The sequence below is a fragment of the Amycolatopsis sp. NPDC114478 genome, from assembly GCF_055633805.1.
On the sequence record NZ_JBVKDO010000014.1, the window covers coordinates 199,918 to 226,622 of the forward strand.

A 26,705-nucleotide genomic window follows, 5' to 3' on the forward strand; every position below is an offset into this window, starting at 1 on the left:
GATGACGGTATCCAGGTACTGATCGTATCTTGATCGCGTGGGACTGCTGCGGGACATCTTCACGTGGGGCGCTGGCCCCGCGCCCGCACCCGAGCGCGTCCGCGCGCAGGCTGACCCGGTCGAAACTCCCCGCTGGGCCCGGCCGCTCAACTTCACCCTCGACATCCCGCCGGAGATGGCCGCCGGTGGCCCGCTGTCGGAAGGGCTGCTCTCCACCCGGGTATCGCGCCGGATGGCCATGTCGGTGCCGGCCGTGAAGCGGGCCCGTGACCTGATCTGCGGCACCCTCGGCGCGCTGCCCCTGCAGACCCACGCGCCGACGCGCGCGGTGGTCGAGGACACGTACACGCTGCTGCTGCAGCCCGAACCGGACGTGGCGCGGTCGGTCACGATGACCCGCACCATCGAGGATCTTCTGTTCGAGGGCGTGGCCTGGTGGCGGGTGCTGGAGTTCGGCTGGCACGGCTACCCGACCAAGATCCGCAAGCTCGACGCGCGCACGGTCAACGTCCAGGAGGACTCCAAGGTCTACGTCTCCTCGACGACCGGCCGGCCGCAGGGCTCGGCGTGGGAGTACGTCCCCGACGCCGAGTTGATCCGGATCGACGCGCCGAGCGACCCGCTCCTCGTCGCCGGCGCCCGAGCGATCCGCATCGCGCTGATGCTCGACGCCGCCGCGTCGCGGTCGGCGTCGGACCCGTTGCCGCTGGGCTACTTCTCGCCCGCCGACGGCATGACCGACCCCACCCCGGACGAGGTGCAGGACATCCTCAACGAGTGGGCCAAGGCCAATCAGGAACGCGCCTGGGGCTACGTAGGGGCAGCGCTCAAGGCGAACACCCTGCAGTGGTCGCCCGAGCAGCTGCAGCTTGCGTCCTCCCGTGACTACGCCGTTCTGGAGATCTCCCGGCTCACCGGGCTGGACCCGGAAGACCTCGGCGTGTCCACCACCTCACGCACGTACGCCAACGCCGAGCAGCGGCGCCTCGACCTCATCGACTTCACGCTGCGCGCCTACGCCGCGGCGATCGAGGACCGCATGTCGATGAACGACGTGCTTCCTCGGGGCTACCTGGCCCGCTACGAGTACGCCCACTTCCTCAAGTCCGACACCTTGACCCGGATGCAGGCGTACAAGGCCGGCCGCGAGGTCGGTGTCTACAACGACGAACGGATCGCCCGGCTGGAGAACATCCCCACCGCGACCGTCCCCCAGCCCCAGCCCCAGCCCCAGCCCCAGCCCCAGCCCCAGCCCCAGCCCCCGGCGCCGGCGCTTCCCCCGACTCCGCCGACGCCGGGCACCAAAGCCCAGGAGACGCCCGTGTCCGCTGCACTGCCCTTCTCCACGGTCAACTTCGCCGACGACAACCCCGGCACCCTGACGCTCGGCTTCGTCGCCGACCCGGCCATCGCCGAGTTCAAAGTGGACAGTGCGAAGCGGACGGTCTCTGGCACGGCGGTGCCCTGGGGCGCGGTCGCGCGCTCGGGCGGACGCAAGTGGAAGTTCGCCAAGGACTCGCTGCACTGGGGTGGCGACTCCACCCGCGTGAAGCTCAACCGCGACCACGACCGCTACCAGTCCTTCGGGTACGCCTCGACCCTCGCCAGCACCGACGCCGGCCTGGCCGCCGCGTTCCGCATCGGCCGCGGCCCCGACGGTGACTCGATGCTCGCGCTGGCCGAGGACCACGTCTACGACGGGTTCTCCATCGAAGTCGACTTCGAGCAGGGCGACGGCTGGGAGCCCGACCCCACCGACGAAACCGTGTGCCTGGTCTACAGCGCCACGCTGCGCGCGGTCGCCCTGACCGCCATGCCTGCCTTCGACGGCGCGCGAGTCGCGTCCGTCGCCGCCACCCGAGAGAAGAAGGAACCCACCATGACCGCACCCACGGCCGAGCCGCAGACCACCGCCCCGCCGGCTGCGGGCGCGGCACCCGACTTCGCGGCGTTCACCGCCGGCCTGTCCGAGGCGATCGGCTCGGCCGTCGCCGAGGCGTTCGCCAAGCTCCCCGCCCCGCAGGGCCGGGAAGTCATTCCCGCCGGGCAGGCCGCCACGGTCACCAGCGAACCGCTGGTCTACCAGATGGACGGTCACGGCCCGTCGATGATCAAGGATGCGTGGAAGTCCCGCACCGAGGGCGACGTGGACGCCCGGTCCCGGCTGGAGAAGTTCTCCCTGCAGCTGGCCGACGCGCAGCGCCGCGCCTCGCACCACGCGACCTCGGCCGCGTTCGTCGGCGCGACCACCGCCAACGCCGCGGCCGTGATCCCGCCGGGGTACCGTCCGGACCTCTACGTCACGCAGCTGCTGCAGGGCCGGCCGCTGTGGGGCTCGGTCTCCCGCGGCACCCTGTCCGACGCGACGCCGTTCACCATCCCGGCGTACACCTCGAGCACGGGCATGGCCGGCAACCACACCGAGGGCACGAACCCGACCTCGGGCACGCTCGTCGTCGGCACCAAGACCGTCACCCCGAACGCCGTCTCCGGCCTGTTCACCATCACCCGGGAGATCGCCGACAGCTCGAACCCCGCGATCGACGCGATCGCCACGCAGGCGATGTCCGAGGCGTACTCGCAGAATGCCGAGGCCAAGCTGTACGCCGAGCTCAACGGCGCCAACGGCCAGGGCGGCACCATCACCGCCGGCCAGGTCCCGTCCGGCGCCTGGGTGTACACCTCGACCGGCGGCTCGGCCGCGGCCGGCACGTACGGCGGCGAGAAGCTGCTGGCCGCCGAGCGCGCGGTGCTGGCGCAGTTCCCGTTCCACCGCTTCGCCGCGCCGACCGTGGCGCACCTCTCGCAGGAAGGCACCACCGGCTACGCCACCGCGGTCGACAGCAACGGTCGTCCGCTGCTGCCGAGCATCGGCGCGCAGAACTCCGCCGGTGTCGGCAACGCGATCACGCAGGGCTGGTTCGTCGACGGCCTCCCGAACCTGCCCACCTGGTCGATGAGCGGCAACGCGGCGGGTGACGCCGATGTGCTGATCTTCAACCGCAACGACGTGTGGGCGTGGGAGTCGCCGCTGCTGACGTTCCGCTTCGAGGAGCGTGGCGGGCCCGCGAACATCGACCTCGCGCTGTTCGGCTACGTCGCGGTGCGCCTGCTGCGCCCGACCGGCCTGCACGCCATCCGTCACACGGTCGGCGCCTGATGGCCGCCCCGAAGTCGCGTGTGGTCGGCGCTGACCGACCCACGCCCGAGCAGACAACCGAGAAGGCCGCGGCCGCCGAGGCTGCGGCCGCGCGCGCCGAGGAGACCGCCGCGACCGAGGCCGCCGCAATCGAGGGCAGCGACACCACCACGGACTACACCCGCCGCGCTGGCGGCTGGGTGCTGACCGACCGCGGTTGGGTGATCGAGGACCAGGCGGCGGACGAGCACCAGGACGACGAGCACGCCGAGGGAGGCGACCAGACGTGACCGTGACGTGGCCGCCGCAGCTCGCGGACCTGAAGGAGGACATGACCGTCCCGGACGACCGGGACGACGCCCTGCTGCAGGCGAACCTCGACGCCGCGGTGGCCTTCGTCGAACGCGTCCGGTCCGATGTGGACTACGGGCAGTTCCCAATGCCGGGAGCGAAGGTCCCGACAGCCGACCTGGTGCTTGGCACGATCCGGCTGGCCGTGCGGTGGTTCACCCGCCGCCGGTCGCCGGAGGCGCTGGTGGACATGGCGGAGCTGGGCTCGGCGCGCGTCCCGTCGTTCGATGCCGACATCGACCGGCTGCTCCGCATCGGCCGTCACGCACGGGCGATCGTCGGATGAGCACCAGCATGCAGGACGCCGTCGCCGCGCTCGATGCGGCGCTCTCCATCGTCGACAAGCTGCGCGTCTACCAGGACCCTGGCGCCACGGTGCAGGGCATCGGCGCGGTGATCACACCACCGACCGTCGCGTGGGACAGCTTCGGCCGAGGCGGCGGTCCGACCGAGGCCACGTTCGTCGTGCACCTGGTCGTCCCGTTCGACCAGTACGCCACCGCCCGGCTCTACGAGCTCGTCGAGCCGGTGCGCGACGCGATCGAAGCGGACCCGCTGTTCACGGTCGCCACGGCATCCCCGGGCCTGCTGCAGCAGGGCGGGATTCAGCTCCCCACGTACGCCCTCACGGTCGACGTGGGTTTGTAGGAGGAGGAACACCATGGGTGCGCTCACCGCGCGGCGGCTGAAGCTGCTGAACCTCACGATCGGCACCGTGTCGGTCGAGTGCCAGCTGTCGAGCTGGAAGCTCGATCCGGGCGTGCAGGACGGCGATCGGCTCTACAGCTACTGCCCGGACGGCGTCGCGATCGCCGAGACCGACAGCGAACCGACGCTGCAGCTGAAGACCTACAGCAAGTGGGTGGCCGGCGGATTCGAGGATTTCTGCTGGACCAACCGCGGCGTGGTCGTGGACTTCCAGCTCGACCACCACCCGGACATCGCGCTCGAGCACGTCCGCTGGAACGGGCAGGTGCTGATTCAGCCGGTGGCGGTCGGCGGTGACCGCGGTGACCAGGAGATGACCGAGATCACGCTGATGGTCGTCGGTGACCCCGACTTCTCGCGGCCGTAAGGGAGATCGAAGACATGGCACGCCAGTCCGTCACCACACAGAAGATCACCCGCGCCGGGACCATCCCGACCGCGGCGTCCCCGAACGTCGACGGCGACATCATCGACACCGGCGCGACGGTGTTCCTGCTGTTGTCCAACACCGGCGCCTCGCCCGCCACCGCCGTCGTAGTCTCGCAGGCCACGTTCGACGGACTCGCGGTCGACGACCTGACGGTGTCGCTCGCCGCCGGTGTCACGCGGGTCGTCGGCCCGATCTCGCCGGGCACGTTCGCCTTCCCCGACGGCGACGCCAACGCCGGCCGGGCGTTCGTCAACTACACCGGCACCCCGGCCGACATCAAGCGTTCCGTCCTGTCCTACTAGGAGCCAGCCACCATGATGACCTTGAAGATCACTGGCGACAACGGGTTCGATGCCGAGGTCGTCGCGAAACCTCGGCAGATCCTCGCGTTCGAGCGGGCGACCGGCACCAAGCTCTCGGACTTCGAGGACGGCGTGTCGATGGCCACGCTCTACCAGCTGGCACACCTGGTGATGAAGATCCAGCATCCGGCCGACACCCCGATCAAGCTCGCCGAGTTCGAAGAGACCTTCGACGTGCTACCGCTGCAGGAGGAGGAGCCGCCGCCGGGCCCTACCCCCGCGGCTCCCTGAGCTACACGATCCTCGGGATCGCCGTAGCCACAGGCATTGCGCCGCAGTACCTCGAACGACTCGACGAGCGATCGATCACCACGATGGTCTGGCATCTCGAACAGGCCGAGAAGCAAGCCAAGGGAAAAACCTCGGGGACGGGTGAAGTCCCGAGCCGCTACGGCTCCGCCCAGATGTCCGGATAGGCGCGAGGAGGTGCACCCCGATGGCGAAGACGACGCTCGTCGTGAAGGTGCGCATCGAGGGTGTGCGGGAGATTCTGCGCGCGTTCTCCGTGCTGCCGAAGGATGCGCAGAACGCGATCCGGGACCACTCGCAGGCGCTGGCCCGCAAGCTCGCGGTGAAGGCGGTGGTGGACGTGTCGCTGCATGGCGGGCCGCAGGGCCCGAACCTGTCGACGACCGTCAAGGCGGTGCGCGACCGGGTGCCGGCGATCCAGGTGGGCGGCACGCGCAAGCTCGGTCGCCACCTGGCGCCCGCGTACGGCATGCTGTTCGGCTCGCTGTTCGGCATGAACGGTCGCTCGGGCTGGTACTCCGCGGCCCGCTATGCCAGCTCGGCCGGGCGCCAGTACCGGCCGCACCAGGGTCAGGACGCCTATGCGTTCTTCCCGCTCGTCGAGCGCGAGGCCGCCACGATCTCGCGTGAGTGGCACGCCGCGGTCGACGACGTGGTGCGCAAGTTCTCCGACGGCGGTGCGTGATGGCTCTCGGAGAGCGCACAGTCCGCATCAAGTTCGACGGGTCCAGCCAGGGCCTGGTCGCAGCGGCTGCGGTCGCCAAGGCCGAATTGAAGGCGCTGGGCGACGACGCGAAGAAGCGAAGCAAGGCGCTCAACGATGTCGCGGCCGGAGTCGGCAAGGCCGCGCGCGGCCTGATGGACCTGGCGACCAAGGCCGCGTCCGCGGCGTCGGTCGCGAACCTGGTACCGATCGCCATCAACGGGATCATCGCCGCGGCCGGGCTGCTGCCGCTGGCGGTCGCTGCCGGGTTCGCGTTCGCCGGCGCGATGCTGGCGGTCAAGCTGGGCGCCGACGGTGCCAAACGCGCGTTTGCGCAGCTGGACCCTCAGCTGAACGCGCTGAAGGCGTCGGTCTCGTCGAGCTTCGAATCCGCGTTGCTGCCCGCGGTGCGGAACCTTCAGGGGTTGCTCCCGAAGACGACGAGCGGGTTCCAGCAGATCGCGACCGCGATGGGCGGCGTGGCCACCAAGGTCACCGGCGTGGTCGCCTCGGCGAAGGGCACGCAGCAGGTCAACACCCTGCTGTCGGGCACGGGGCGGATCGTCCAGAATCTCGGCAAGTTCCTTGCGCCGGTGATTGCCGCGTTCCTGCGGATCGGCGCGGTCGCGATGCCGATCCTGGTGCAGCTGTCGGGCGGGCTCGGCGCGGCCGGCGAGAAGTTCAACGCCGCGGTGCAGAGCTTCGCCGACTCCGGCGAGCTGACGCAGTGGATCCAGGGCGCCGTAGCTGGTTTCAAGTCGTTCTTCGGTGTCGTCGGCGACGTGGTCGGCATCATCAGCTCCGTGCTCGGCGCGATCCAGGACGCCGGCGGCGGTATCGGCGGTTTCATCGCTCCGATGCTGAAGACCGTGCGCGAGTTCCTGGACTCCGCGCAGGGCCACGACACGCTCGTGAAGTTCTTCGAGTCGCTGAACACCGTCGCCGGTGTGGTGTCCAAGGTGCTCGGCGCGGTGCTTCAGGCCGTGGCACCGGCGATCCCGCCGCTGGCCTCGGCTTTCGCGAACCTGGCTACGACCATCGGGAACATCCTCGTTCCGGTGATCAATTTCTTGGCGCCCGTGCTTCAGAACATCGCGAACTTCATTGCCCAGAACACCGGCTGGATCACGCCGCTGATCATCGCAATTGGGGCGTGGGCGGCCGCGCAGTGGCTGCTGAACATCGCGTTGTCGGCCAACCCGATCGGGTTGGTGATCCTCGCGATTGCCGCGCTGATCGCGATCGTCGCCACGATCATCACCTATTGGACGCCGATTTCTGATTTTTTCGTGTGGCTTTGGGGTGTGGTTAGTGACGCGGTATCCACTGCGGCGCACTGGATTTGGCAACGGCTCGTTGACGCCTGGCACTTCATTCAAGGCGTGTGGTCCGGCGTCACCGGCTGGTTCTCCGGCGTGTGGGGCGGGATCACCGGCGGGGTGACCGGCGCGATGAACTGGGTGCGAGACCGCTTCTCAGATGCGCTGGGCTTCATCAAGGGCATTTGGGGCAAGGTCGGCGACTTCTTTTCGGGCATTTGGTCCGGCATTGGCAACGGCTTGAAGGGCGCGCTCAACGGCGCGATCCGGCTGCTGAACGGCGCCATCGACGGGATCAACAACATCACCGGCGCGGTCGGCATCCCGTCGATCCCGCACATTCCGTACCTCGCGAAGGGTGGCACGGCGCAGGGCGGCCGTCCGTACATCGTCGGCGAGCGCGGCCCCGAGTTGTTCGTCCCTGGCCAGACCGGGCGCGTGGTGTCCAACGCGCAGACCTTCGGCGGCCCGCAAGTCGTCGAGCTGACGATCGACCTGGGCAAGGGCATGAGCGAGCGAATCCGGATCGAGCTGGACGAGACCGGGCGGGCGACGGCGCGCGCGGCCGGCGCCGGGGCGGGCGGTATGCGATGAGCACCACAACGACCTACCTCGACGACCTCGGCCGGGTGCGCGTGGCGTTCACCGGTCTGGACCCGGACGCGGACTACGCGTTGGTAGAGCGCTCCACCGATGGCATCACCTGGACGACGGTGCGCGGCGGCGACAAGGTCGGCCTCTCCGCGGGCGCGGGCAAGGTCGACGACTACGAGTTTGCCGCCGGTGTCGCGAACACCTACCGCGTGACGGCCGTCGACTCCGCCGCCGTGACGCACTTCGGGGTGGGCACGTACACGACGGGGAACAACGCGACGTTGAATCCGCCGCTGCCCGCAGGCGTGCCGAACGGCGCGATGCTGCTGCTGTTCGTCACCCACGCCAACAACGCCGCGAGCGTCACGACGCCGACCGGCTGGACACGGGTGTTGTCCGGCGCCTCGAACGTCGCGGTGTTCTACCGGACCATGGCGAGCGGTGTGACGGCGCCGAGTGTGGCATTCACCGGCGGCGCCACAGGTGACAGCTGCTCGGCGCACACCCGCGCGTGGCTCAACGCCGACGTGCCGGTTCACGTCGCGCTACAGACGAACGCGTCGGCGCAAAACGTCGCGTACCCCGGGGCGACGCTGGCGCAGGACGGCGTCGCATGGGTCATGCACATGTGGAAGGCGTCGAACTTCACGTCGGGCGCCACCGCGCCCACGTCGTTCTCCGACCCGCAGGGCGGAACGAACTCTGCCGGGGCAAACACCGAATCGAACCTCTCGTGGAGGACCGACGCCACGGCCAATGTCCGGACTGTCACCGCGGGCACGTCGAACTACACCGGTGGCTCGGCCGCGGTGTCTAAGGCCCGGCTGATGAGGATGACCCGCCGCCCGAACGTCGGTGTGGAAACCTCGACCATCACGCCGGTCCTGGACACGGTGTGGCTGAAGAATGTCCGCCGGCCATCGCTGAACCGGAAGATCACCGTTACCGGCATCTCCGAGATCACCAACCCGGCGCGCGTGGCGCTGTTCGACATCGTCGGGCGCACGATACCGATCGCGATCAACGACGTGCCCGGCTCCCGGCGGTTCACCATCACTGTGACCACGCCGAGCCTGGCCGCGGCCGCCGACTTCGCCAACGCCCTCGCGACCGGGCACCAGGTGTTCCTGCAAGCGCCCGAGGCACTGTGCGCGATCCCGACGGTCTACGCCACGATCGGCGACCGCACGCAGCGCAAGACCTCCACCCGCGGCGTGCGCCGGTACTTCGACCTGCCGCTGACCGAAGTCGCCGCGGCGGCGTCCACGGTCTACAGCGACACGTTCACGATCGCCGATGTGGTGGCCACCTACGCCACGATCGCCGACGTGCTCGCCGCGGTCCCCACGATCTCGGCGCTGATGGACAAGGTGTCGACCGCGGTGGTGATCGTGCCATGAGGCCCGTCACCGATAGCTTCCTCGCCGGCCTGCGCGGCTCGCACACGCTCGCGTCCCGGTGCACGCTGGTCGCGCCGGGCCAGACCGGCACGGCTCCGACCGGGATCGCGATGCCCGGTGTGTCCGACCTCGGGCGGCTGCCGGTCATCTCCGGTGACGTGACCACCGACATGACCGCCGACGTTCAGTCCACGTTGGACCTGTCGACGATCTACCCGTGGCCGTCCAAGCCCAGCGACCCGGGCACGCCCTACGGGCAGGAGATCTACGTCGAGCGAGGCATCGAGTACGGCACCGGCACGCAGGAACTGGTGGGGCTCGGCTACTTCCGGATCGACAAGGTCGAGCAGCAGTCCGCCCCGGACGGCGCGATCCGGATCACCGCATCGGACCGGATGGCGATGGTCCGCGACGCGCGCAACACCGCACCGGTCCAGTTCGGCGCCGGTGCCTCGGTGGGGTCGGTCATCGACTACGTGGTGGGCCAGGCGGTGCCGGGGCTGGTTTCGGTCTACGACTTCAGCGCGTACACCACGCTGCTCGGAGCGGATCACGTGCTCGACGAGGACCGGCTGGGGTTCGTGCAGGACTTGCTTGCCGCGTACGGGAAGTACGGGTACTTCGACTACGCCGGCCGATTTCAGGTGCGGAGCGTGCCCGACCTGACGAAGGCAGCGCCGGTGTGGGAGATCAACTCCGGCGCGCGCGGTGTGCTGGTGTCGATGCAGCGCACGATCTCTCGGGACGCGGTCTACAACATCGTCGTGGCCCGCGGCGAGCCGGTCGGCGAGCTGCCGCCCGTGCAGGCCGTGGTGTCCGACGACGACCCGACCTCGCCCACGTGGGTCGGTGGCCCGTTCGGTCTGGTGCCCACCGTCTACAGCTCGGCGTTCATGACGACCGTCGACCAGTGCCGGGCCGCTGCTACGGCGAAGCTGGCGAAGGTCACCGGGCTGCCGTACGCGGTGTCGCTCGGCTCGGTGCCGAACCCGGCGCTGGAGGGCTGGGACGTGGTCACCGTGTCCTACCCGGGCAACTCCGAGGTGCACGTGATCGACCGCGCGACCTATGGCCTGGCGCCGGGGGACTCGATGGGCATCGACACCCGCAAGCAGTACCTTGCGCGGAGGGCAGGCTGATGGACGCTCTTGCCTACGCCGTCGCCATGGCCGCCGCAAACGCCGCTGCGGCAACCCCGCCCGGGGGCTCCGACCTCGCGCACTACCAGGGCCAGATTCTCTCGTGGGACGAGTCAACCGGCCTGAATTCGGTGTGGGTCAACGGCGCTGCAGTGTCGAACATGCGCGTGCTTCAGTCCGGCATCGGTGTCACGTACCAGCCGGGTGACACCGTCATGGTCGAGAAACGTATGTCGCAGTGGTACATCATCGGCAAGGTCGCCGCCCCGGGTGCCAGCGCGGGCAACCAGGTCCAGGCCAACGCAGTGAGTGCGCAGCAGAACACCACGAGCACGGCCTACGGCGACCTCGCTACCTACGGCCCCGAGGTGTCGGTCTACATCGGATCGAGCCGCCGATGCCTAGTCCTCTTCGGAGTCACTGTCGTGTCGCTCGCGAACGCAGGCACGGCGACGGGGCAGTACATCGGCGGCACGGCCGCAGTTCAGGTCAGCGGAGCGTCGACCATCGCCGCGAATCCCTGGTACTGCGGCGGATACACCTGGTACGCAACCACGTCGGCGCCGGTCGGCTTCAAGTACGTGTCGAGTCAGGTTGCGCTGATCACCGCCGCGAACGGGCTCAACCAGGGTACGAACACCTTCACGCTCAAGTACCGGGCGATCGCCGCCAACCCTGGCGCCGACTTTGCCGACCGCTCGATCACCGTTATTCCGTTCTGACACAAGGGAAGGAGCCCAGTCATGGGCAACACCGCGCGATACGGCTGGGCATACCCGGAGGTCACCGACCCACCGAATCTGTCCCTGTACCTCAAGAACGCCGAGCAGGCTATCGAGACCACCGTGGGCGCCCTCGCCGACTCCACAGCAGCTGCGGCCGTGCCCGTCGGCGGCGAGTGGGCAGCGAACACCGGGCAGTCGCTGGTCACCGGTACTGCTACCAAGCTGACGTTTCCGACCAACACCAGGCCGGCTAACGGGATCACGTTCAACGGGACCGACACGTGGACCATCGGGGCCAGCCGCCCGTACAACATCTACGCCCAGTGCCGCAAGAGCATCCCGGCGGCGGGAGACTCGATGGCGGTCACCACCGCGCCCTACGCGGACGCGACGCTGCTGCTGCCCGGCCTGGCCACGACCGGCTACGGCGACGTGTTCGTGGCCGGCACCATCTGGCTGGACGCCGGTACGCAGATCAGCGCCTACTACTACAGCGGGTCGGCGACGGCCAATGCGGTCACCAACCGGTTCGCCAAATTCAAGATCTGGGCGGCCTGATGATCCGCCGTGAGCAGGGCAGGTGACGGGTGAATGTGGGAAGTCTGCTCGCCACCGGCGGAACGGGGGCCGTCGTGACCGGGATCATCGGCTACCTGGCGCGGCTGCTGGTCATCGCTGACCGACGCAATACCGCCGAGCTGAAGCGGGTGAACGAAGCGCACGACGAAGAAATCGCCGAGCTGAAGCGCGACATCGCCGAGCTTCGCTCCGAAGTGGACAAACTGAACACGCGGCTCGACGAGGAGCGCGAGCTGCGCCGCGCCGCCGAGGACCGCGCCGCGGCCGCCGAGCGACGGGCGGGAGGTGCGCCTGATGCGGGGTAGGACCGGAATCGTCGCGCTGGTCCTGGCGCTGGTCGCCCTCGGCGGCGTGGGGTGGCTCGTCTACGGCCAGGTTGTCGCGCGCGACGCCGCGAGCACGGCGACGACCGAGCGGGACCAGGCGGCCGGCGCGGCGAGGTCGCTGGCCGACCAGGTGGCCGAGGCGTGCGCGAAGGGCGGACCCGCTGCGGCCGAGCTCGGCCGCGCGTGCGAGCAGGCCGCGAAAGTGCAAGCCACTCCGGCGCCGGCCGCGGCCCGGGACGGCCGGAACGGTCGCAACGGGACGGACGGCAAGACGGCGCCGTGCTACTTCGAGCCGAGCCAGTGCCGCGGCGCCGACGGCCAGAACGGCACCGACGGGACCGACGGCCAGGACGGGAAGAACGGCGCCGACGGGACGAACGGAAAGGACGGCCAGACCCCAGCGTGCATGGCCGAGCCTGACCAGTGTCGCGGGCCGGCCGGTCAGGAAGGTCCGGCCGGCCCGCCGGGGCCGACGTGCCCGGACGGCTACGAGCTGCGCGACGCCGTGATCACCGCGCCCGACGGCTCCACCTACACCGGCAAGGCGTGCGTCGACCCCAACACCTCGAGGCCACCGAGCACCGACCCACCCGACCCCGGAGGTAGCTGATGCGCACGATGTACGACGCCGTCACGGCACGGAACATCCTGAACCACAACCGGACGCCCGCGCTGGTGGCCGGCTACATCGACAAGATCAAGCTGGAACCGTGGAACGCGGGCGACTGGGCACTCTTCCCGAACGCCCGCAAGGTGACCATCGTCAAGAAGGCGTCCACCCGGGACGGTCACGTGCTCGACGTGGAGCCCGGCGACGCCACGCCCGAGCAGGCGCCCGGCTGGGCCGCGCAACGCCGACGGGATGGGTTCGCGCACCCGGTCATCTACTGCAACCGCTCGACCTGGCCGAAGGTCAAGGCCGCTTTCACCGCCCAGGGCGTAGCACCGCCGCTCTACTGGATCGCCACCGCCAGCGGCTCGCCGGTGATCCCCGACGGCGCGATCGCCGCGCAGTACCTGCTCGACTACCAGGGCGTCGACGTGTCCGTCGTCGCCGACTACTGGCCCGGCGTGGACGGGCCCGACAAGGAGGACGACATGTTCACCCCCGACGACTTCGCGAAGCTGATGTGGGGCAACGTTTTCGACACGAACGGTAACCGCAACTTCGCCGCGTTCCTCAAGGACATGGACGCCAAGGTCACCGCGCTGGCGGCCAAGGCGGGAGGGGCGTCGGCCGAGGAGATCGCCGCGAAGCTGCTCCCCGCCCTCACCACGGCGCTCGTCGCCGAGGTGCAGAAGGTCGACGCGATCAGCGACCAGGACGCCGAGCAGATCGCCCAAGCCGTCACCGACCGCGCTGGCGCCCTGCTCGGCGGTGCCCAGTGAGCGGGCTCGGCGACCGGCTGGTGTCGTGGCTGCGCACGATCGTGCCCGGCCTCTGGTCCTCGCTGATCGCCTACCTCGTCGGACTCGGCCTGCCGGCCAGCGTCACCGGCGCGCTCGACGGGCTCGGCCGGACGGTGCTCGTGCCGCTCGTGTTCGCCGGCGTGTACGCCGGCCTGCGCGCCGTCGAGGCGTACCTTCCCCCGTGGGCGACGCGGCTGCTGCTCGGCTCGAACCAGCCGCCGAGCTACGGCACCAGCGGGGACGGAACCCCCGTCGTGACGAGCCTGCCGGAGGCTCCACCGCCGGGGTGGCCGGTGATCACCAACGACCGGTAGGCACCTCATGCGCGAAGGTCCCCGCACCGGTTCGGTGCGGGGACCTTCGTCGTGTCCAGCGCTGGGCGGCTACGGCCTGGCCAGCTCGCGCCGACCCTCGTCGGTAAGTACGTAGTAGCGGTGGGTCTTGTCGGGTTCGTCCCACCCGTCCGCGAGCCAGCCGCGGTCCTGCATCTTGTTCAGAATCGGGTAGAGCCGCCTGCTATGCACCTGCGCAGCGCGGCGCAGGTCCTCGGGGTAGAAGCGGGCATCGGTGGCCCCCGCGAGGAGTACCGCCGCCAGCTTGCGCATTTCCCGGGTTGACCGCATAGCCCGATCCTAACTCTCGTCGTCCTGCTCCGGCGGGTGCTGCGCCCAGCGGAACAAACTCGATCGGTACGGGTCGCCCGGTCGAGTCGGGCCGGTTGGCTGCTGCGGGGGGTAGCTCCCGGCCAGGCCGTCGTAGACCACCTTCCCGTCCTGGCCTCCGGCGAGACAGCTCCGGCGGTCGCGCCGGCGAGGTGTCGGCCTCTTGGGCATGGCTTCTCCTAGCGCCTCGGGGGTGGCGGCTGGATCGGACGGGGCTGTGGGCCGGGGTTGTCGCGCGTCGGGCTGGTAGGCCTGTCCTTGCCCGGTCCCGGCCTCGTCGGTCCTGGTCCTGCGGGGTTGCGCGGCATCGACCGTCCTTTGGTTCAGTGCGGTGAGCAGGTGAAGTCCGGGTCCGGTGCGCCCGGCAAGGCCGGCCGTAGCCGCGCACCGGACCCGACTCCGCCGCCACGGCACGGTGTGGGCGGCGGTCTGGAACCCGGCCGGCGCGCCCGCCACGAGGGGAGGGAGGGCAGACGCGTCGGCCGGGAGTCATCTCCGCGGGGGCGTGCCGCGGGACCGGAATTCGGTGCCGGCGCTCGCCAGGCCGCGGCGCATCGCGCTGTAGGAGATCCCGGCCTCGTCGGCCAGTGCGCGCACCGTCTTGCCCGCCTCGTACCTCCGGCGGTACGGGCGGAAGTCGAGGTCGAGCGCGAACCCCTGGCCGCTCGTCGGCAGCGGCGCGCCGCAGGCGCGCAGGATCTGCCCGGTCCAGTTCGGCGAGAGGTCGAACCGCTCGGCGACCTTGGTGATCGTGGCGCCGTCCAGGAACGCCTGCACCATGGCCGCGTTGCGGCGGGCACGCTCGGCGGCCTCCTGCTGCTCGCGAACAGCCCACTCCTCAGGCGTCACCGGAGACCCCCGCGCGGCGACGGCTCCAAGCTCGGCGCGCCGCGCCCCCGCAGCTCCACTCCCTCGGCCAGCAGCACGTTCCGCGTCTGGTTGTACGACATGCCGTAGGTCGTCGCGAGCTGCCGAATCGACCGCCCGCCGCGATAGGCGTTGACCAGCCCGGGCGGGGTCGGGGGAAGAGGGATGCGCGGCGGCCGCAGCGTGACCCCGGCATCCAGCAACGCCGTCCGGATCTTGCGGTAGCTGTACGGGTACCGCGCAACCAGCCCTTCGATCGTCTCGCCGGCCGCGTAGTGCTCCGCCAGTTCCCGCACCACGTCGTCGGGGATGGGCGCCCGTTCGGAAGTCCCAATCACGGCGCCTCCGTCCCGGACTCTGGCTGCTGCTCCGCCAGTAGCTCGGCGGCGCCGAGTACCCGGCCGTCGAGTTCGCCGGCCCGTGCGGCGAGCTGGGCGCCGATCTGCACCAGCTGGCGGCCGATGGTCCGCAGGCCCGCTGCGTACTTCTCGTCGCTGTCCTGCAGGCTCAGTAGCTCGACGACGACCTGCCCGATCTCAGTGTTCGTCCGGGCCAGCCCGGCGAGGAGCTGGCGGTCACGCGCGTGCATCGCGGGTCACCACCTCGAACAGGTCGCCGACGAACACGCCACCGCACTCGGTCTCGGCCCGGGGGTGCGGGACACGAGCCCAGGTGTGGGCAGCGCACGACGGGCAGACCTGGGCTCGGCGCGGGAGCGCGCCCCGCGGGCCCAGTTCGTGCCGGTCGTGTTCGAGTGGGTAGCCGGGGCCGAGCAGGCACCACGGCCGCAGCAGGTCCATTCGAGGGTTGGCGAGTTCGGCGACGAGGTAGAGGTGTGCGCGGCCGTCGGCGTCGAAGAGGCGCCACTCCCAGCGGGCACCGGGGGGCAGCAGCTGCAGGCGGGTGAGTGGCCGGTCGTCGAGCGCGGTCACCGGTCGGCGCTCACGGTGGGGAGCGGCCAACGGGCGTTGCACTTCTCGCACGGCACGCCGCCCTCGAGGTGCTCGGACAGCTGGTTGTTCGGGAGGAACATGCCGAGCGAGTTAGGGCCAGGAGTGCAGAGGGTCTGTCCGTCGTAGACGCCGGGCCGGAGTCGCGGCTCGTAGAACCAGTGGATCTCATCCGGGCGGCTGCTATCCCCGCGAGCGAAGCGGCGCGGCACGTAATCGGCTCCGGCGAGAGTGTGGCGGTAGGCGGCCGTGGCGTCACTGGCCAGCGTTGCCACAGTGCCGGGGATGTTGTGCGGGTCGCGCGTCGTCACGCGGTTGACGCTAGGAGCGATAATGCCTGGTAGGAGGAGCCCGGAGAGGTGGCCATTCGCAGGGGGTGGCCAGAACCGGGGGCCAGGGCGATGATGGCCACCTGGCGAGGCGAGAACCGCGAGGAGTACGAGTGGAGCAGCAAGGAATCGGTGCACTGCTCCGGAGCCGGCGCGACGAATCTGGTCGTTCTCAGGCGAGCCTGGCTGAGGTGCTTTCCGAGATCTCGGGGAGGCCCGTCACCCGGAACGAAGTGTCGCGGTGGGAGTCCGAGCGTCGATTGCCGACGCCGTTCTGGCAGGAGTACATCGCCGCGAGCTTCGAGATCGACGTGCACGAAATTCGGCAAGCCGTCGCGGTGACTCGCATGAAACGGCGAAAGGCGAAGACGGGAGAGGTAGTGCAGCGGCGCGAGTTCATCGGTGCAATGGCCGCCCTGGCGATTCCGCTGGCCCGCACCGACCAACCCACCGCGCGCCGAATCGGTCAATCCGATGTCGACGAACTGCGCCGCCGGACAGCTCGCCTCCGTCGCCTCGACAACATCATGGGCGGCGCGGAGACCTTCCCGGTCTACTCCGCCGAGGTCGATTTCACCCACCAGCTGCTCCGCGATTCCAGCCATTCGGGCGAGATCGGGCAGCAGTTGCGGGCGCTGCTGGCCGAGCAACAGCAGCAGGCCGGATGGGCGGCGTTCGACCACGGCCAGCACGCACTCGCCCAGCGGCTCTACACCGACAGCCGGACAGCCGCCGAAGAGGCCGGCGCGCTCGACCTCGCCGGAAACGCCCTGGCCTACGCCGCTTACCAGCAGACGACCACCGCCCAGAGCGGGACCGCGCTGGCGACCGACTCGTGCGAGGTCGCCCGCCCGATGGCCACGCCGAAGGTGAACGCGCTGCTGCTCGAGCGGAAGGCGTGGGCGCACGCGACGGCGCGCGAGCCCCAGGAGGCCGACCGGGCGCTGAACCTGGCCCGTGAGGCGCTGCAGGTCCGGGATGACCGGCCCGATCCGGACTGGGTGTTCTGGGTGAACGACGCCGAAATCGACATCATGGCCGGTCGGTGCTGGACCGAGCTGCGCCGTCCGCTGCGGGCGGTGCCGGTGTTGGAGCGCGTGCTGTCCGGGTTCGACGACACGCACGCGCGGGACAAGGCGCTGTACCTGACCTGGCTCGCCACGTCCTACCTGCACGCTCACGAGGTCGAGCAGGCCGCCGCGACCTTGACGCGCGCCGCCGACCTGGCCGCCGGGGTGAGCTCGGTGCGCCCGGCCATCCGGATTCAGGCCGTCGCTCGCCAGCTGGCGCGGTACCGGTCGACGCCGACGGTCGGCGAGCTGCTGACCCGGTTGGGCGTCTAGGCTTCCGCGCTGGTCGACTCCTCGATCCACCGCAGATAGCCGGCAGAGCCCCGCGCGAGCTCGACGGCGGTCACCTCGGGCTTGTCCCATGGGTGGTGCTCGACGATGTGCGCTTCGAGTTCGGCGTAGCGGGCGTCCGTGGTCTTGAACGTCACGTTCCACTCTTCGCCCTCGCCTTGCTCGCCGAGGTGCCAGAAGAACGACGCCACTGGCCCGGTGACCTGCGCGGTGGCCGCCAGGTGCGCGGTCACCGCCGATCCGGCGATCTTCGCGGCAGACGCGCGGTCGGGGGTCGTCGTAGTCACGAGGAGGTGAACAGCCATGCGGTCAGCCTAGAGGCGCACGGGCGCGCTGATCCGTTGTCCGTGATCCGTAACAGCGCGCCCGAGGTGGGCGACTTCGATGGCGGACCACGCCGTCGGGCGGGTAGTCGACCAGGGAGGTGCCGTGTTCGGCCGGAAGAAGCGTCGCAACATCGCCAAGCAGACCGAGATCGCGCGCCGGCAGGCCGAGGCGCAGGGCCTCGTCGTGAGCAAGTACCCCGAGGGTTCACTCGGCGACCGGCTGCACAAGCGCAAGGCGAGGAAGGCGGCGGAGGCCGCGGAACAGCAGTAAGTCCCGCACGCGCACGAAAGCCCCGTACGTGGCCCCGTGAGGCCACCTACGGGGCTTTCGTCGTCTCAGGACGCGTCGGCCGCGGATGCGTGCCCGGCCGCCGCGAGCAGCCGGCGCGCCGCGCCGTACTCGAACCCGGTGCACCCGACCACCGCCCGGCAGGTCTCGTGCGCCCGCTCGTCGAGGTACGGGGTGTACCGCGACCCGAGCAGCAGCGACCCGCAGTCCGCGACCGTCTCGACGTACCGGCCGTACGCGCGGGACCGGAGCCGTGAGTTCGGGTACGCGCGCTGCTGCTGGGTGTGCATCCACTCGTGGTTGACGATGGACACGATCAGATCGGGGTTGCAGGGCACCAGCTCGGATACCGTGACGCCCTCGTCGGGAAACGTGACGCCCCAGGCGTCGGGCCGGGTGGTGCCGACGCGCCACTCGACGCCGAACCGGCCGAGCTGACCGCGCCGCGCGTCGACGAGCGCGGCGCGGTCGCAGGCCGGCGTCGCGGCGTCGGCCTGGTGCGCGGGGGCCACGCCGAGGAGCAGACCGGCGACGGCCGCGACGGCGACGACGAGGGCGAAGAATCGAAGGGCGATAGGGTGCGTCTGGGAGCGCATTGGGGCCTCTCGTAGTAGGCCCTTCGTCCCACGTACGTCCCACGGTCATCGCGTTCCCGCTGGTAGAGGCCGGAGCCCCCGTCATCGGGCCACAATAACAACTCGCGCGCCGATCGCTCCGCTACGATTTCGCCGCGATGCTGCCAGCCACCAAGGGGATCTTCGACCGGCTCACCCGCCGCGGGCGCCTGATGACCAAGCGGACCTGCGACCGGCAGGGCCACGTGCTGCGCGAGGGGCGGTTCCTCTTCCGGACGCCGACCGCGTGGGAGTACGCCGCCGCCGTCGCGTGCGGCAGTGATCCCGCCGCCCAGCGGTGGCTCGGCTGGCAAGCCGACTCCATCGTCGCGCGGGGCGCGCGGGCCGACGCGCTGCGCGTCGTGCCCGGGACCGGCCCGGACTGGGTGTCGCCCGATCCGCAGTCGGTCGACCTCGTGATGATCGACGTCGAGGCCAACCGGTGCGTCGGCCTGGTGAGCGTGCACACCGGGGAGGACGGCGGCCCGGAGACCGGCGGCTACCTCGCGCCGGACTACCGCGGGCGCGGCAACGGCCGGGTCCTCTTCGCCGCCGGCCTGACGCTGGCGCACGACCACCTCGGCCTGCCGCGGGTCCGCGCCGGCGCCGAGGTCGGCAACATCGCGAGCGCGCGTTCGCTGCAGGCCGCGGGGCTCGCGCGCGTCGCCGGGCCGCCGACCTACCGGCTGCCGGACGGCCGCGTCACCGAGGCCTGGTGGTTCGAGCACGCGGTGCCGCGGGTGACGCGGTGCGGTGGTCCGCAAGCGACCTGGTTCCCGGCGTCGCTCTAGTAGCTTTTCGGGGGTTCCGGGTGGCGGAGCCCCCGGCCCGGGGCGAAGCCCCGGATGACACTGTAGAAGGTTCGGTCGTCGCCGACGTTTTCCGTGGCTACCTTCGCCCTATGACTTCGCTTTCCGCTCCGGTTCCGCCCGTTCCCGTCGACGTCCCGCTGGGGAGCGTGGCCTGGCTGCGGGCGTCGGTTTCCCGGTTCAGCAATGGTCCCGACCACGTCCGCCGGCGCGCTCTCGCGGTTTCGGCGTTGGCTCAAGTTGACCCGGAAGTGTTGCGGCGCAAGGCATTCGAAGTCGCGAGCCGGGTGCTCGGCGACGGCGTCGACGTGATGGCCGTGGTCGCGCGGCCGGTGCCGATCGCCGTGCTGGCGGGGGAGCTGGGCCTGCTGGTGACGCCCGCCGACGTGGTGGCGGTCGCGGCCGCCTACCACCCGCACGTCGTGCCGGACGCCGCCGCGGAGGAGGCGCTGGGCCGGCTGCTCTCCGGGTGCGGCGGACCGACCGAACTCGCGGCGGCGCGGATCGGCCTGCTCGTCCAGGCGTGCGACGCCACCGCCGGGCTGATCGGGAACGCGCTCCTGCTGGCGCGCAACGGAAGCACCCCCGAGGAGGCGGTCGCCGGAGCGCAGCCGCCGGTGCTGAGCACCCGCCGCCGGGTGGACGGGCAGGACGTCGTCGTCGAGCTGACCGGGACGCCGTTCGGCGCCGGGCCGCGCGAATGCCCGGGCTCGCGGCACGCGATCGCCCTCGCCACCGGCGTTCTCCAGGCGCTGCGCGGTTTTCGCCTGACAGAAGCGGAACCGGCGTGGGTGCCGGCGCCGAATCTTCGGATGCCCGCTGTGCTGCGGGTGACCCGGAACCGAAACGCCGGGGGGTTCTGCTAAGAATTACCGCGTTCATCTTCTGGGGAAGGCGCGGGAATTGCTGTATTTCGATGGCCTGCTGGGCTTCGTCACGCTCGGGCTGTGGATCTTCTGCCTGGTCGACGTGATCACGACGGACGAGTTGTCCTGCCGAAACCTGCCGAAGGGCTTGTGGCTGCTGGTCGTGCTGGTGGTGCCGCTGGTGGGGTCGATCGTCTGGCTGGTGGCGGGCCGTCCGCAGCCGGCGGCGCGGGTGCGCGGGCCGTACGAGCGGAACGCGCCGGCGTACCCGGAGTACGACCGGCCGGGCCGGTTCGCGGCCGGGAACCCGGACGACGACGAGGAGTTCCTCCGCAAGTGCCGCGAACGCGCGGAGGCGCAGCGCAAGCTGGCCCGCGAAAAGCGCGCGGAGGACTGAGCTAGCAGCCCGGCCCTTCGCACGTTCCGCGTTCGTAGGCCTCCAACGTCGAGATCACCAGTTGGCGCTCGGCCGGCGTCAACGGCGCCAGCGCGTCGCTCCACGCCTTCGCGCCGCGCGCCAGCCACTCGTCGACCGCCGGGCGCTTGTCCGGCGTGATGCTGACGATCGTGCGGCGGCGGTCGGCCGGGTCCTCGTCGCGGTTCAGCACGCCCTGGCGGCTCAGGTCGCCGACCATCAGGCTCGCCGTCGTCGGCGCGACCTCCAGCCGGCCGGCCAGCTCGGTGACCGTCATCGGCCCGTCGAAGAGCAGGTACGACAGCAGCGACAGGTGCCGGGGCGCGAGCGCGCAGCCGTTGAGCTCCTCGGGCACCGGCGTCCGCTTCGCGCGGCCCACCAGGCGCGGCATCAACAGCAGGAGCCGGCGCACACCGTCCTCGACACTCGGTCCGGCCTCCGTTGACACCGCCTGCCTCCCGTCGGTAGCTTTGTTTGCAAAGCAAACGCTTCGGGTGGACCCGAGCGTACTCCACACCCGGTCGAGCGTACCGGCCAGAACAGGGGAATCCATGACCGCGCCAGCTGACATGAACGCGTTCAACAACCAGGTCGTCGAGGAGTTCCGGGCCAACGGCGGTGTGGTCAAGGGCATGTTCGAGGGCAAGAACGTGCTCCTGCTCACCACGATCGGCGCCAAGAGCGGCCAGGAGCGCCTGTCGCCGCTGGTCTACACCCGCGACGGCGACCGCCTCGTGATCGCCGCCTCCATGGGCGGCGCGCCGAAGAACCCGGCCTGGTTCCACAACCTCGTCGCCAACCCGAAGGTCACCGTCGAGGTCGGCACCGAGAAGTTCGAGGCCACGGCCACCGTGATCGAAGACCGCGCCGAGCGCGACCGCTTGTACGCGGGCATGGTCGCGCACGCCGAGGGCTTCGCCGACTACGAGACGAAGACCACGCGGCTCATCCCGATCGTCGTCCTCGAGCGCTGACGCTCAGCCGAACCGCCCGGCCGGGTCGTACTTCGCCTTGAGCTGTGTCAGCCGGGCGCGGTCCCCGGCCGGGAAGGCCGTCGCCAGCTCCGCGGCCGAGTGTTCGCCGTAGAGGAACGGCAGCAGCCGTCCGGTGGACCACGGCGCCAGCGCGTCGAACAGCTTCGCGTGCGCGCGGCGGATCGTGTCGACGTCGTCCTCGACGACCGACAGCGCCCGCACCACGAACTCCGCCGTCGCGTCCCAGCCGACGCCGCCGGCCGGGCGCCGGGCCAGCTCGCCGCCCAGCCGGTCGATGATCAGCACCGTCTCCACCGGCGCGCCCGGGCCCGCGTGCTCGACGATCGACGCCAGCATCGCGTCGTTCAGGACCTCCACCGTCGCGTTCGTCCCGTGGTAGGGGTGCGGGTGCGGCGGGTCGCTCGCGATCGAGCCGGAATCCGTGTACGGCAACCGCTTCAGCGTGTCGAGCAGCACCGGCGCGGCGGTCCGCAGCGGCTCGACGAGCCGGTCGCCGTCCTCGCCGAGGTAGGCGATCCGGATGTTCGCGACGTGCTTACCGCGGATCGGCTCGGGCAGGAACGGCAGGTCGGGCAGCGGGACCACCGCGATCGACGTCGTCAGCTCGTCGGGCGCGGCCACCGCCCACGTCCGCCACGCGCGCAGCACCGCGGGCAGGTCCGCCGCGTCGAAGTACAGCCCGCCGCCGTACAGCTCGGTGACCGGGACCAGGCCGAACTCCAGCGCCGTGACGACGCCGAGGCCGGCACGGCCGCCGAGCAGGGCCCAGAACAGCTCGGACCCCGGCGTCACCGTGCGGAGCTCGCCGTCGGGGGTGACGACGTCGATCGCGCGGACGTGGTCGGCCGCGCGGCCGTAGCGCCGGGCCATCAGCCCGAAGCCGCCGCTGAGCGTGTAGCCGACGACGCCGACGTCGGGCGACGAGCCGCTGAGCGGGGCCAGCCCGTGCTTCGCGGCGGCCTCGATCACCGCGCCCCAGCGGACCCCGGCTTCGACCCGCGCGGTCTTGGCGACGGTGTCGATCTCGACGTCGGTCATCCGGCGCGTGCTGATGAGGAGGCCGTCGGTGCCGGCGGTCCGGCCGTGCCCGGTGGCCTGGACGGTGACGGCCAGCTCGTGCTCGCCGGCGTACGTCACGGCGGCGACGACGTCGTCCGCGCTCTCGGCGGCGACGACCACCGCGGGCTGGGTGGCCACGGACGTCTGGAAACCCGCGATCTCTTCGGCGTAACCGTTCTCGCCGGGACGGAATGTCTGCATGTCTCCAGCTTCGGGCCGCGACGATCAGAAGTCCAAGATCTAGCTTTTCTGACGACTAGAATCAGTGCTTATGGAACTCCATCAGCTCGCCTACTTCGTCGCCGTAGCCGAGGAAGGCAACTTCACGCGCGCGGCGGAACGGCTGCACGTCGCCCAGCCCGGGGTGAGCGCGCAGGTCAAGCGGCTCGAGCGGGAGCTGGGGCAGGAGCTGCTGGACCGGTCGGGCCGCACGGTCCGGCTCACCGACGTCGGCGCCGCCGCGCTCCCGCACGCGCGGGCGGCGCTGGCGGCGGTGAAGGGGGTGCGCGAAGCCGTCGACGAGCTGGCCGGGCTGGTCCGCGGCCAGGTCGCGATCGGCGCGGTGACGTCGGCGGGGCCGGTGAAGCTGCCGGACCTGCTGGCCCGTTTCCACGAGCGCTACCCGGCGGTCGAGATCACCCTCTCCGAGGCGAACTCGGACGAGATGCTGGCGGCCCTGCGTGAAGGCCGGCTCGACCTGGCGGTGGTCGGGCTGGCGACCGACCCGCCACCGGGCATCGCGACGCAGGTCCTGATCGACGAGCCGTTCGTGGCGGTGACGTCGGGCTTGCTCGCCGACCGGGCCGAGGTGGCGATCGCGGACCTGGCCGGGCTGCCCTTGATGGCCTTGCCGAAGGGCACGGGCCTGCGCACGGCGTTGGACGCGGCTTTCGTGCGAGAGGGGCTGACGCCGCGGATCGCGTTCGAGGCGGCCGACCCGAACGTCCTGGTGCAGCTGGCGATGCGTGACCTGGGTGTGGCGGTGGTGCCGGAGTCGCTGGCCCGCTACCACGAGGGGGAGCTGCGGGTCGTGACGATCGCCGGGCCCGGGCTGCGGGGCGTGCTGGCGCTGGCGTGGCGGACCGACGGGCCGCTCAGCCCGGCGGCCCGGGCCTTGATCGCGTTCGCCCGGGGCAGCTACCGCTCTTGACACGTCGTCAACAGTGTCGTTCCCTGGATGGCGTGACCGAAACCGCGCTCGAGGACGCCGTGGTCGGGGCGGGGCTGCTGGCCGGCACCGCCAACGTGATCATGCAGCTGTCCCGCGCGCCCGTCGGGTACGGCGTGCTCGAAAGCAAGGTCGACAGCGGGAACCTCTTCCGGCACCCGCTCAAGCGGACGCGGACCACGCTGACCTACCTCGCCGTCGCCTCGATGGGCACCGACGCCGAACGCGCCGCCTACCGCCGCGGCGTCAACGCCGCCCACGCCCAGGTGCGGTCGACCGCGGACAGTCCGGTCGCGTACAACGCCTTCGACACCGATCTCCAGCTGTGGGTCGCGGCCTGCCTGTACAAGGGTTTCGAAGACGTCTACCTGGCCTTCGTCGGCGGCGAACCGGCCACGTTCTACCGGGACGCCGCCCGGCTCGGCACCACGCTGCAGGTCCGCCCGGAGATGTGGCCGGCCGACCGAGCCGCCTTCGAGGAGTACTGGACCGCCGGGGTCGCCGCGACCGGCATCGACGACACCATCCGCCGGTACCTCACCGACCTCGTCGACCTGCGGTTCCTGCCGTCGCCGGCGGCAGCGCTCGGCCGGCGGTTCAGCCGCTTCGTCACGACGGGCTTCCTGCCGCAGCACTTCCGCGACGAGATGCGCCTGCCTTGGACGGCCGCGGATCAGAGCAGGTTCGAGACGCTCCTGGCGGCCATCGGCCGGGTGACGCGCGTACTGCCCGGCCCGCTGCGGCGGTTCCCGTACAACGCCTGCCTCTGGGACCTGCGCCGCCGGCTGCGGGCCGGGCGTCCGCTCGTTTGAGAGTTGACCGCCTCCCGCGAGGGCGCGAGGGTAGGTCGATGAGCGACGAGGTACGCCACGGCGTCAAGTTGAGCAGTCTCGACCAGGAGGTCTTCCCGGGCGCCGGGGTGACCAAGCGAGAGTGGCTCGACTACCTCGAAGCCGTCTCCGGCCGGATGCTGCCGGAGCTGCGCGACCGGCTGCTGACCGTGTTGCGGGTGCTGCGCGGCCAAGGCCCCTTCATGCAGAAGAACCTGCCGAAGTACACGCCGGACTGGGTCGAGCGGGTCAGCGTGTGGGCCGAGACGTCCAAACGGGACGTCCACTACGCACTCTGCAACGACCTCCGCACGCTGATCTGGTTCGGCAACCAGCGGGCGATCGAGTTCCACACGTCGCTCTACCGCGGCGAGCCCGGCAACGGCCCGACGCACCTCATCCTCGACCTCGACCCGCCCGAAGACGGACCGTTCTCACTGGCCGTCGGCGCCGCGAAGCTGGTGCGCGAAGCCTTGCGCAACGACGGCCTCGACGGCGCCGTGAAGACGAGCGGTTCCAAGGGCGTGCACGTGTTCGTGCCACTCGCGCCCGGCCAGTCGACCGAGGACATCGCGGCGGCGACGCGGGCGGTCGCGGCCCGCGCCGAGCGCATCGACCCGGCGCTCGGGACGACGGAGTTCGTCAAGGACCGCCGTGAGGGCAAGGTGTTCCTGGATTCGACGCGCGCGGGCGGCGCGACGGTGGTGTCGGTCTACAGCCCCCGCCACCGCCCGGGTGCGCCGGTGTCGTTCCCGGTCGCGTGGGCCGACCTCGACGGCGTCAAGCCCGCGGACTTCACGGTCCACACCGTGCCGGGTTTGCTGGACGGCGGTGACCCGTGGACGGCGGAGATGCCGGAGCCGTTCGCGCTGCCGGACGACCTGGTGGCGGAGGGGCACACGATCCCGATCGCCCGGGTGGTGGCGATGCATGAGGGCAAACGCCGGGCCCGGGCGGCCCGCGAGTCGGGCTAAGCCGCCTGGTTGTGGCCGCGCCAGGCGGCGCCGTGCGGGCGGCCCAGCGTCGCGCGGGTGATCTCGACGATCCGGCCCGGCTCCACCTGCTCGCGGTGGCGGGCCAGCCAGACCGTGTCCCGGCCGAACGACCAGACCAGCGACCCCAGCGCCGCCACGACCAACGCGAACGAGAGAGCCGAGGGAAGCAAACCGGACACCGCGACCAGGAGCACGACACCCTGCACCGCGGCCACCGTCTTGCGGGCCATGCTCGGGTACAGCGGCGCGGTCAACCACGGGAACGCCCACGAAGCCGCCACGAACGCGTACCGCATCAAGCCGATCGCCAGCACCCACAGCCCCAGCGTCCGGGACACCTGGATGCACAGCAGCAGGATCAGGAACGCGTCGACCTCCATGTCGAACCGCGCGCCGAACTCCGAGGCCGTGCCCGTGCGGCGGGCGACCTGGCCGTCGAAGCCGTCCATCGCCAGGGCCACCCCGACCAGGCCGACCAGCCACCACAGCGGGTGACCGCCGGCGGCGATCAGCTCGGCCGCGCAGCCCACCAGGACCGCACGGGCGAACGTGATCCAGTCCGCCGGGCCGAACGCGCCCCGGCCGCTGCGCCGCAGGCCCCAGCCCGTCAGCAGCACCAGCGCCACGCCGTACGCGAGCCCGGTCGCCCCGGCGAGGACACCGCTCGCGAAGACCCCGGCGGCGAGCACCGACAGGGGTACCACCGAGCGTAGGAGAACCTCGTTCTTGATCATCT

Annotated in this window: 37 protein-coding genes; 26 read left to right on the forward strand and 11 right to left on the reverse strand. The window is 70.9% G+C overall.

The window, feature by feature from the left end:
- Positions 1–37: 37 nt before the first annotated feature.
- The 17 genes from ACZ7OH_RS33625 (at position 38) to ACZ7OH_RS33705 (ending at position 13,748) form a co-directional block, all read left to right on the forward strand.
- Positions 38–3,160: a phage portal protein gene (locus tag ACZ7OH_RS33625; RefSeq protein ID WP_470284510.1), complete on the forward strand. Its 3,123-nt coding sequence runs from the start codon at positions 38–40 to the stop codon at positions 3,158–3,160.
- Positions 3,160–3,429, forward strand: coding sequence for a hypothetical protein (locus tag ACZ7OH_RS33630; protein ID WP_470284511.1), 270 nt, complete (start codon positions 3,160–3,162; stop codon positions 3,427–3,429). Before ACZ7OH_RS33625 ends, ACZ7OH_RS33630 begins: the two co-directional genes overlap by 1 nt.
- The gene (locus ACZ7OH_RS33635; RefSeq protein ID WP_470284512.1) at positions 3,426–3,776 is read left to right on the forward strand and encodes a phage head-tail connector protein; all 351 of its coding nucleotides are present in this window, start codon (positions 3,426–3,428) and stop codon (positions 3,774–3,776) included. The genes ACZ7OH_RS33630 and ACZ7OH_RS33635 overlap by 4 nt, the downstream gene beginning before the upstream one ends.
- Positions 3,773–4,138: a hypothetical protein gene (locus tag ACZ7OH_RS33640; RefSeq protein WP_470284513.1), complete on the forward strand. Its 366-nt coding sequence runs from the start codon at positions 3,773–3,775 to the stop codon at positions 4,136–4,138. The genes ACZ7OH_RS33635 and ACZ7OH_RS33640 overlap by 4 nt, the downstream gene beginning before the upstream one ends.
- A 13-nt stretch (positions 4,139–4,151) precedes the next feature.
- Complete coding sequence (locus tag ACZ7OH_RS33645) at positions 4,152–4,565, forward strand: hypothetical protein (RefSeq protein ID WP_470284514.1); 414 nt, start codon at positions 4,152–4,154, stop codon at positions 4,563–4,565.
- Between the two features lie 14 nt (positions 4,566–4,579).
- Positions 4,580–4,930, forward strand: coding sequence for a hypothetical protein (locus tag ACZ7OH_RS33650; protein ID WP_470284515.1), 351 nt, complete (start codon positions 4,580–4,582; stop codon positions 4,928–4,930).
- A 21-nt stretch (positions 4,931–4,951) separates the two neighbouring features.
- Positions 4,952–5,221, forward strand: a complete 270-nt coding sequence (locus tag ACZ7OH_RS33655; protein WP_470284516.1) for a hypothetical protein — start codon at positions 4,952–4,954, stop codon at positions 5,219–5,221.
- A gap of 205 nt (positions 5,222–5,426) precedes the next feature.
- Positions 5,427–5,924 (forward strand): hypothetical protein, encoded by a 498-nt coding sequence (locus ACZ7OH_RS33660; protein ID WP_470284517.1) that lies wholly within the window; start codon positions 5,427–5,429, stop codon positions 5,922–5,924.
- An 86-nt stretch (positions 5,925–6,010) separates the two neighbouring features.
- The gene (locus ACZ7OH_RS33665) at positions 6,011–7,855 is read left to right on the forward strand and encodes a hypothetical protein (protein WP_470284518.1); all 1,845 of its coding nucleotides are present in this window, start codon (positions 6,011–6,013) and stop codon (positions 7,853–7,855) included.
- Positions 7,852–9,255: a hypothetical protein gene (locus ACZ7OH_RS33670; RefSeq protein ID WP_470284519.1), complete on the forward strand. Its 1,404-nt coding sequence runs from the start codon at positions 7,852–7,854 to the stop codon at positions 9,253–9,255. Before ACZ7OH_RS33665 ends, ACZ7OH_RS33670 begins: the two co-directional genes overlap by 4 nt.
- A complete protein-coding gene (locus ACZ7OH_RS33675; protein WP_470284520.1) occupies positions 9,252–10,394 on the forward strand; it encodes a DUF5047 domain-containing protein in 1,143 nt (380 codons plus the stop codon). Before ACZ7OH_RS33670 ends, ACZ7OH_RS33675 begins: the two co-directional genes overlap by 4 nt.
- A complete protein-coding gene (locus ACZ7OH_RS33680; protein ID WP_470284521.1) occupies positions 10,394–11,116 on the forward strand; it encodes a hypothetical protein in 723 nt (240 codons plus the stop codon). The genes ACZ7OH_RS33675 and ACZ7OH_RS33680 overlap by 1 nt, the downstream gene beginning before the upstream one ends.
- Positions 11,117–11,137: 21 nt before the next feature.
- A complete protein-coding gene (locus ACZ7OH_RS33685; RefSeq protein WP_470284522.1) occupies positions 11,138–11,677 on the forward strand; it encodes a hypothetical protein in 540 nt (179 codons plus the stop codon).
- A gap of 74 nt (positions 11,678–11,751) precedes the next feature.
- Positions 11,752–12,003, forward strand: coding sequence for a hypothetical protein (locus tag ACZ7OH_RS33690; RefSeq protein ID WP_470284523.1), 252 nt, complete (start codon positions 11,752–11,754; stop codon positions 12,001–12,003).
- On the forward strand, positions 11,993–12,634 hold the full coding sequence (locus tag ACZ7OH_RS33695; protein WP_470284524.1) for a hypothetical protein: 642 nt from the start codon (positions 11,993–11,995) through the stop codon (positions 12,632–12,634). The genes ACZ7OH_RS33690 and ACZ7OH_RS33695 overlap by 11 nt, the downstream gene beginning before the upstream one ends.
- Positions 12,634–13,413, forward strand: a complete 780-nt coding sequence (locus tag ACZ7OH_RS33700; protein WP_470284525.1) for a hypothetical protein — start codon at positions 12,634–12,636, stop codon at positions 13,411–13,413. The genes ACZ7OH_RS33695 and ACZ7OH_RS33700 overlap by 1 nt, the downstream gene beginning before the upstream one ends.
- Positions 13,410–13,748 carry a hypothetical protein gene (locus tag ACZ7OH_RS33705; protein ID WP_470284526.1) on the forward strand — a complete coding sequence of 113 codons (339 nt, stop codon included), beginning with the start codon at positions 13,410–13,412 and terminating at the stop codon, positions 13,746–13,748. Before ACZ7OH_RS33700 ends, ACZ7OH_RS33705 begins: the two co-directional genes overlap by 4 nt.
- Before the next feature lie 69 nt (positions 13,749–13,817).
- Here the strand turns inward: ACZ7OH_RS33705 and ACZ7OH_RS33710 are convergent, their stop codons facing one another.
- The 6 genes from ACZ7OH_RS33710 to ACZ7OH_RS33735 all read right to left on the reverse strand — a co-directional run bounded on the left by ACZ7OH_RS33710 (position 13,818) and on the right by ACZ7OH_RS33735 (position 16,224).
- The gene (locus tag ACZ7OH_RS33710) at positions 13,818–14,057 is read right to left on the reverse strand and encodes a helix-turn-helix transcriptional regulator (protein WP_470284527.1); all 240 of its coding nucleotides are present in this window, start codon (positions 14,055–14,057) and stop codon (positions 13,818–13,820) included.
- 528 nt (positions 14,058–14,585) lie between these two features.
- A complete protein-coding gene (locus ACZ7OH_RS33715; RefSeq protein WP_470284528.1) occupies positions 14,586–14,945 on the reverse strand; it encodes a helix-turn-helix domain-containing protein in 360 nt (119 codons plus the stop codon).
- Entirely contained in the window at positions 14,942–15,301 is a 360-nt protein-coding gene (locus tag ACZ7OH_RS33720; protein ID WP_470284529.1) for a helix-turn-helix domain-containing protein, read from the reverse strand. The genes ACZ7OH_RS33715 and ACZ7OH_RS33720 overlap by 4 nt, the downstream gene beginning before the upstream one ends.
- Positions 15,298–15,552 carry a hypothetical protein gene (locus tag ACZ7OH_RS33725; protein ID WP_470284530.1) on the reverse strand — a complete coding sequence of 85 codons (255 nt, stop codon included), beginning with the start codon at positions 15,550–15,552 and terminating at the stop codon, positions 15,298–15,300. The genes ACZ7OH_RS33720 and ACZ7OH_RS33725 overlap by 4 nt, the downstream gene beginning before the upstream one ends.
- Entirely contained in the window at positions 15,539–15,895 is a 357-nt protein-coding gene (locus ACZ7OH_RS33730; RefSeq protein WP_470284531.1) for a hypothetical protein, read from the reverse strand. Before ACZ7OH_RS33730 ends, ACZ7OH_RS33725 begins: the two co-directional genes overlap by 14 nt.
- Positions 15,892–16,224, reverse strand: a complete 333-nt coding sequence (locus ACZ7OH_RS33735; RefSeq protein WP_470284532.1) for a hypothetical protein — start codon at positions 16,222–16,224, stop codon at positions 15,892–15,894. Before ACZ7OH_RS33735 ends, ACZ7OH_RS33730 begins: the two co-directional genes overlap by 4 nt.
- Before the next feature lie 365 nt (positions 16,225–16,589).
- Here ACZ7OH_RS33735 and ACZ7OH_RS33740 point away from each other — a divergent pair, with 365 nt between their 5' ends.
- Positions 16,590–17,585, forward strand: a complete 996-nt coding sequence (locus ACZ7OH_RS33740; protein ID WP_470284533.1) for a hypothetical protein — start codon at positions 16,590–16,592, stop codon at positions 17,583–17,585.
- Here ACZ7OH_RS33740 and cutA read toward each other — a convergent pair.
- A complete protein-coding gene (gene cutA / locus ACZ7OH_RS33745) occupies positions 17,582–17,908 on the reverse strand; it encodes a divalent-cation tolerance protein CutA (RefSeq protein WP_470284534.1) in 327 nt (108 codons plus the stop codon). The two genes, ACZ7OH_RS33740 and cutA, sit on opposite strands and share 4 nt — an antisense overlap.
- A gap of 79 nt (positions 17,909–17,987) precedes the next feature.
- Here cutA and ACZ7OH_RS33750 point away from each other — a divergent pair, with 79 nt between their 5' ends.
- Positions 17,988–18,200 carry a hypothetical protein gene (locus ACZ7OH_RS33750; RefSeq protein ID WP_470284535.1) on the forward strand — a complete coding sequence of 71 codons (213 nt, stop codon included), beginning with the start codon at positions 17,988–17,990 and terminating at the stop codon, positions 18,198–18,200.
- A gap of 65 nt (positions 18,201–18,265) precedes the next feature.
- Here the strand turns inward: ACZ7OH_RS33750 and ACZ7OH_RS33755 are convergent, their stop codons facing one another.
- Positions 18,266–18,814 (reverse strand): hypothetical protein, encoded by a 549-nt coding sequence (locus ACZ7OH_RS33755; RefSeq protein ID WP_470284536.1) that lies wholly within the window; start codon positions 18,812–18,814, stop codon positions 18,266–18,268.
- 137 nt (positions 18,815–18,951) lie between these two features.
- Between ACZ7OH_RS33755 and ACZ7OH_RS33760 the strand changes: the two genes are divergently transcribed.
- The 3 genes from ACZ7OH_RS33760 to ACZ7OH_RS33770 all read left to right on the forward strand — a co-directional run bounded on the left by ACZ7OH_RS33760 (position 18,952) and on the right by ACZ7OH_RS33770 (position 20,904).
- Positions 18,952–19,623, forward strand: coding sequence for a GNAT family N-acetyltransferase (locus ACZ7OH_RS33760; protein ID WP_470284537.1), 672 nt, complete (start codon positions 18,952–18,954; stop codon positions 19,621–19,623).
- 110 nt (positions 19,624–19,733) lie between these two features.
- The gene (locus tag ACZ7OH_RS33765) at positions 19,734–20,507 is read left to right on the forward strand and encodes a hypothetical protein (protein ID WP_470284538.1); all 774 of its coding nucleotides are present in this window, start codon (positions 19,734–19,736) and stop codon (positions 20,505–20,507) included.
- A 37-nt stretch (positions 20,508–20,544) separates the two neighbouring features.
- Positions 20,545–20,904: a PLDc N-terminal domain-containing protein gene (locus ACZ7OH_RS33770; protein ID WP_400895389.1), complete on the forward strand. Its 360-nt coding sequence runs from the start codon at positions 20,545–20,547 to the stop codon at positions 20,902–20,904.
- Between the two features lies 1 nt (position 20,905).
- Here ACZ7OH_RS33770 and ACZ7OH_RS33775 read toward each other — a convergent pair whose 3' ends face one another.
- Positions 20,906–21,370 carry a MarR family winged helix-turn-helix transcriptional regulator gene (locus tag ACZ7OH_RS33775; protein ID WP_400895387.1) on the reverse strand — a complete coding sequence of 155 codons (465 nt, stop codon included), beginning with the start codon at positions 21,368–21,370 and terminating at the stop codon, positions 20,906–20,908.
- A 103-nt stretch (positions 21,371–21,473) separates the two neighbouring features.
- Between ACZ7OH_RS33775 and ACZ7OH_RS33780 the strand changes: the two genes are divergently transcribed.
- Positions 21,474–21,896 (forward strand): nitroreductase family deazaflavin-dependent oxidoreductase, encoded by a 423-nt coding sequence (locus ACZ7OH_RS33780; RefSeq protein ID WP_400895385.1) that lies wholly within the window; start codon positions 21,474–21,476, stop codon positions 21,894–21,896.
- 3 nt (positions 21,897–21,899) lie between these two features.
- Here ACZ7OH_RS33780 and ACZ7OH_RS33785 read toward each other — a convergent pair whose 3' ends face one another.
- Positions 21,900–23,177, reverse strand: coding sequence for an FAD-binding oxidoreductase (locus tag ACZ7OH_RS33785; RefSeq protein WP_470284539.1), 1,278 nt, complete (start codon positions 23,175–23,177; stop codon positions 21,900–21,902).
- Positions 23,178–23,247: 70 nt separating this feature from the next.
- On the opposite strand from ACZ7OH_RS33785, the gene ACZ7OH_RS33790 reads away from it, so the two are divergent.
- From ACZ7OH_RS33790 to ACZ7OH_RS33800, 3 genes are read left to right on the forward strand one after another with little or no spacing between them, the layout of a single operon-like run.
- A complete protein-coding gene (locus tag ACZ7OH_RS33790) occupies positions 23,248–24,126 on the forward strand; it encodes a LysR family transcriptional regulator (protein ID WP_470284540.1) in 879 nt (292 codons plus the stop codon).
- A gap of 32 nt (positions 24,127–24,158) precedes the next feature.
- The gene (locus ACZ7OH_RS33795; RefSeq protein WP_470284541.1) at positions 24,159–24,956 is read left to right on the forward strand and encodes an oxygenase MpaB family protein; all 798 of its coding nucleotides are present in this window, start codon (positions 24,159–24,161) and stop codon (positions 24,954–24,956) included.
- A gap of 38 nt (positions 24,957–24,994) precedes the next feature.
- Entirely contained in the window at positions 24,995–25,948 is a 954-nt protein-coding gene (locus tag ACZ7OH_RS33800; protein ID WP_470284542.1) for a DNA polymerase domain-containing protein, read from the forward strand.
- Here the strand turns inward: ACZ7OH_RS33800 and ACZ7OH_RS33805 are convergent.
- On the reverse strand, positions 25,945–26,703 hold the full coding sequence (locus ACZ7OH_RS33805) for a CDP-alcohol phosphatidyltransferase family protein (RefSeq protein ID WP_470284543.1): 759 nt from the start codon (positions 26,701–26,703) through the stop codon (positions 25,945–25,947). The two genes, ACZ7OH_RS33800 and ACZ7OH_RS33805, sit on opposite strands and share 4 nt — an antisense overlap.
- Positions 26,704–26,705: the final 2 nt, after the last annotated feature.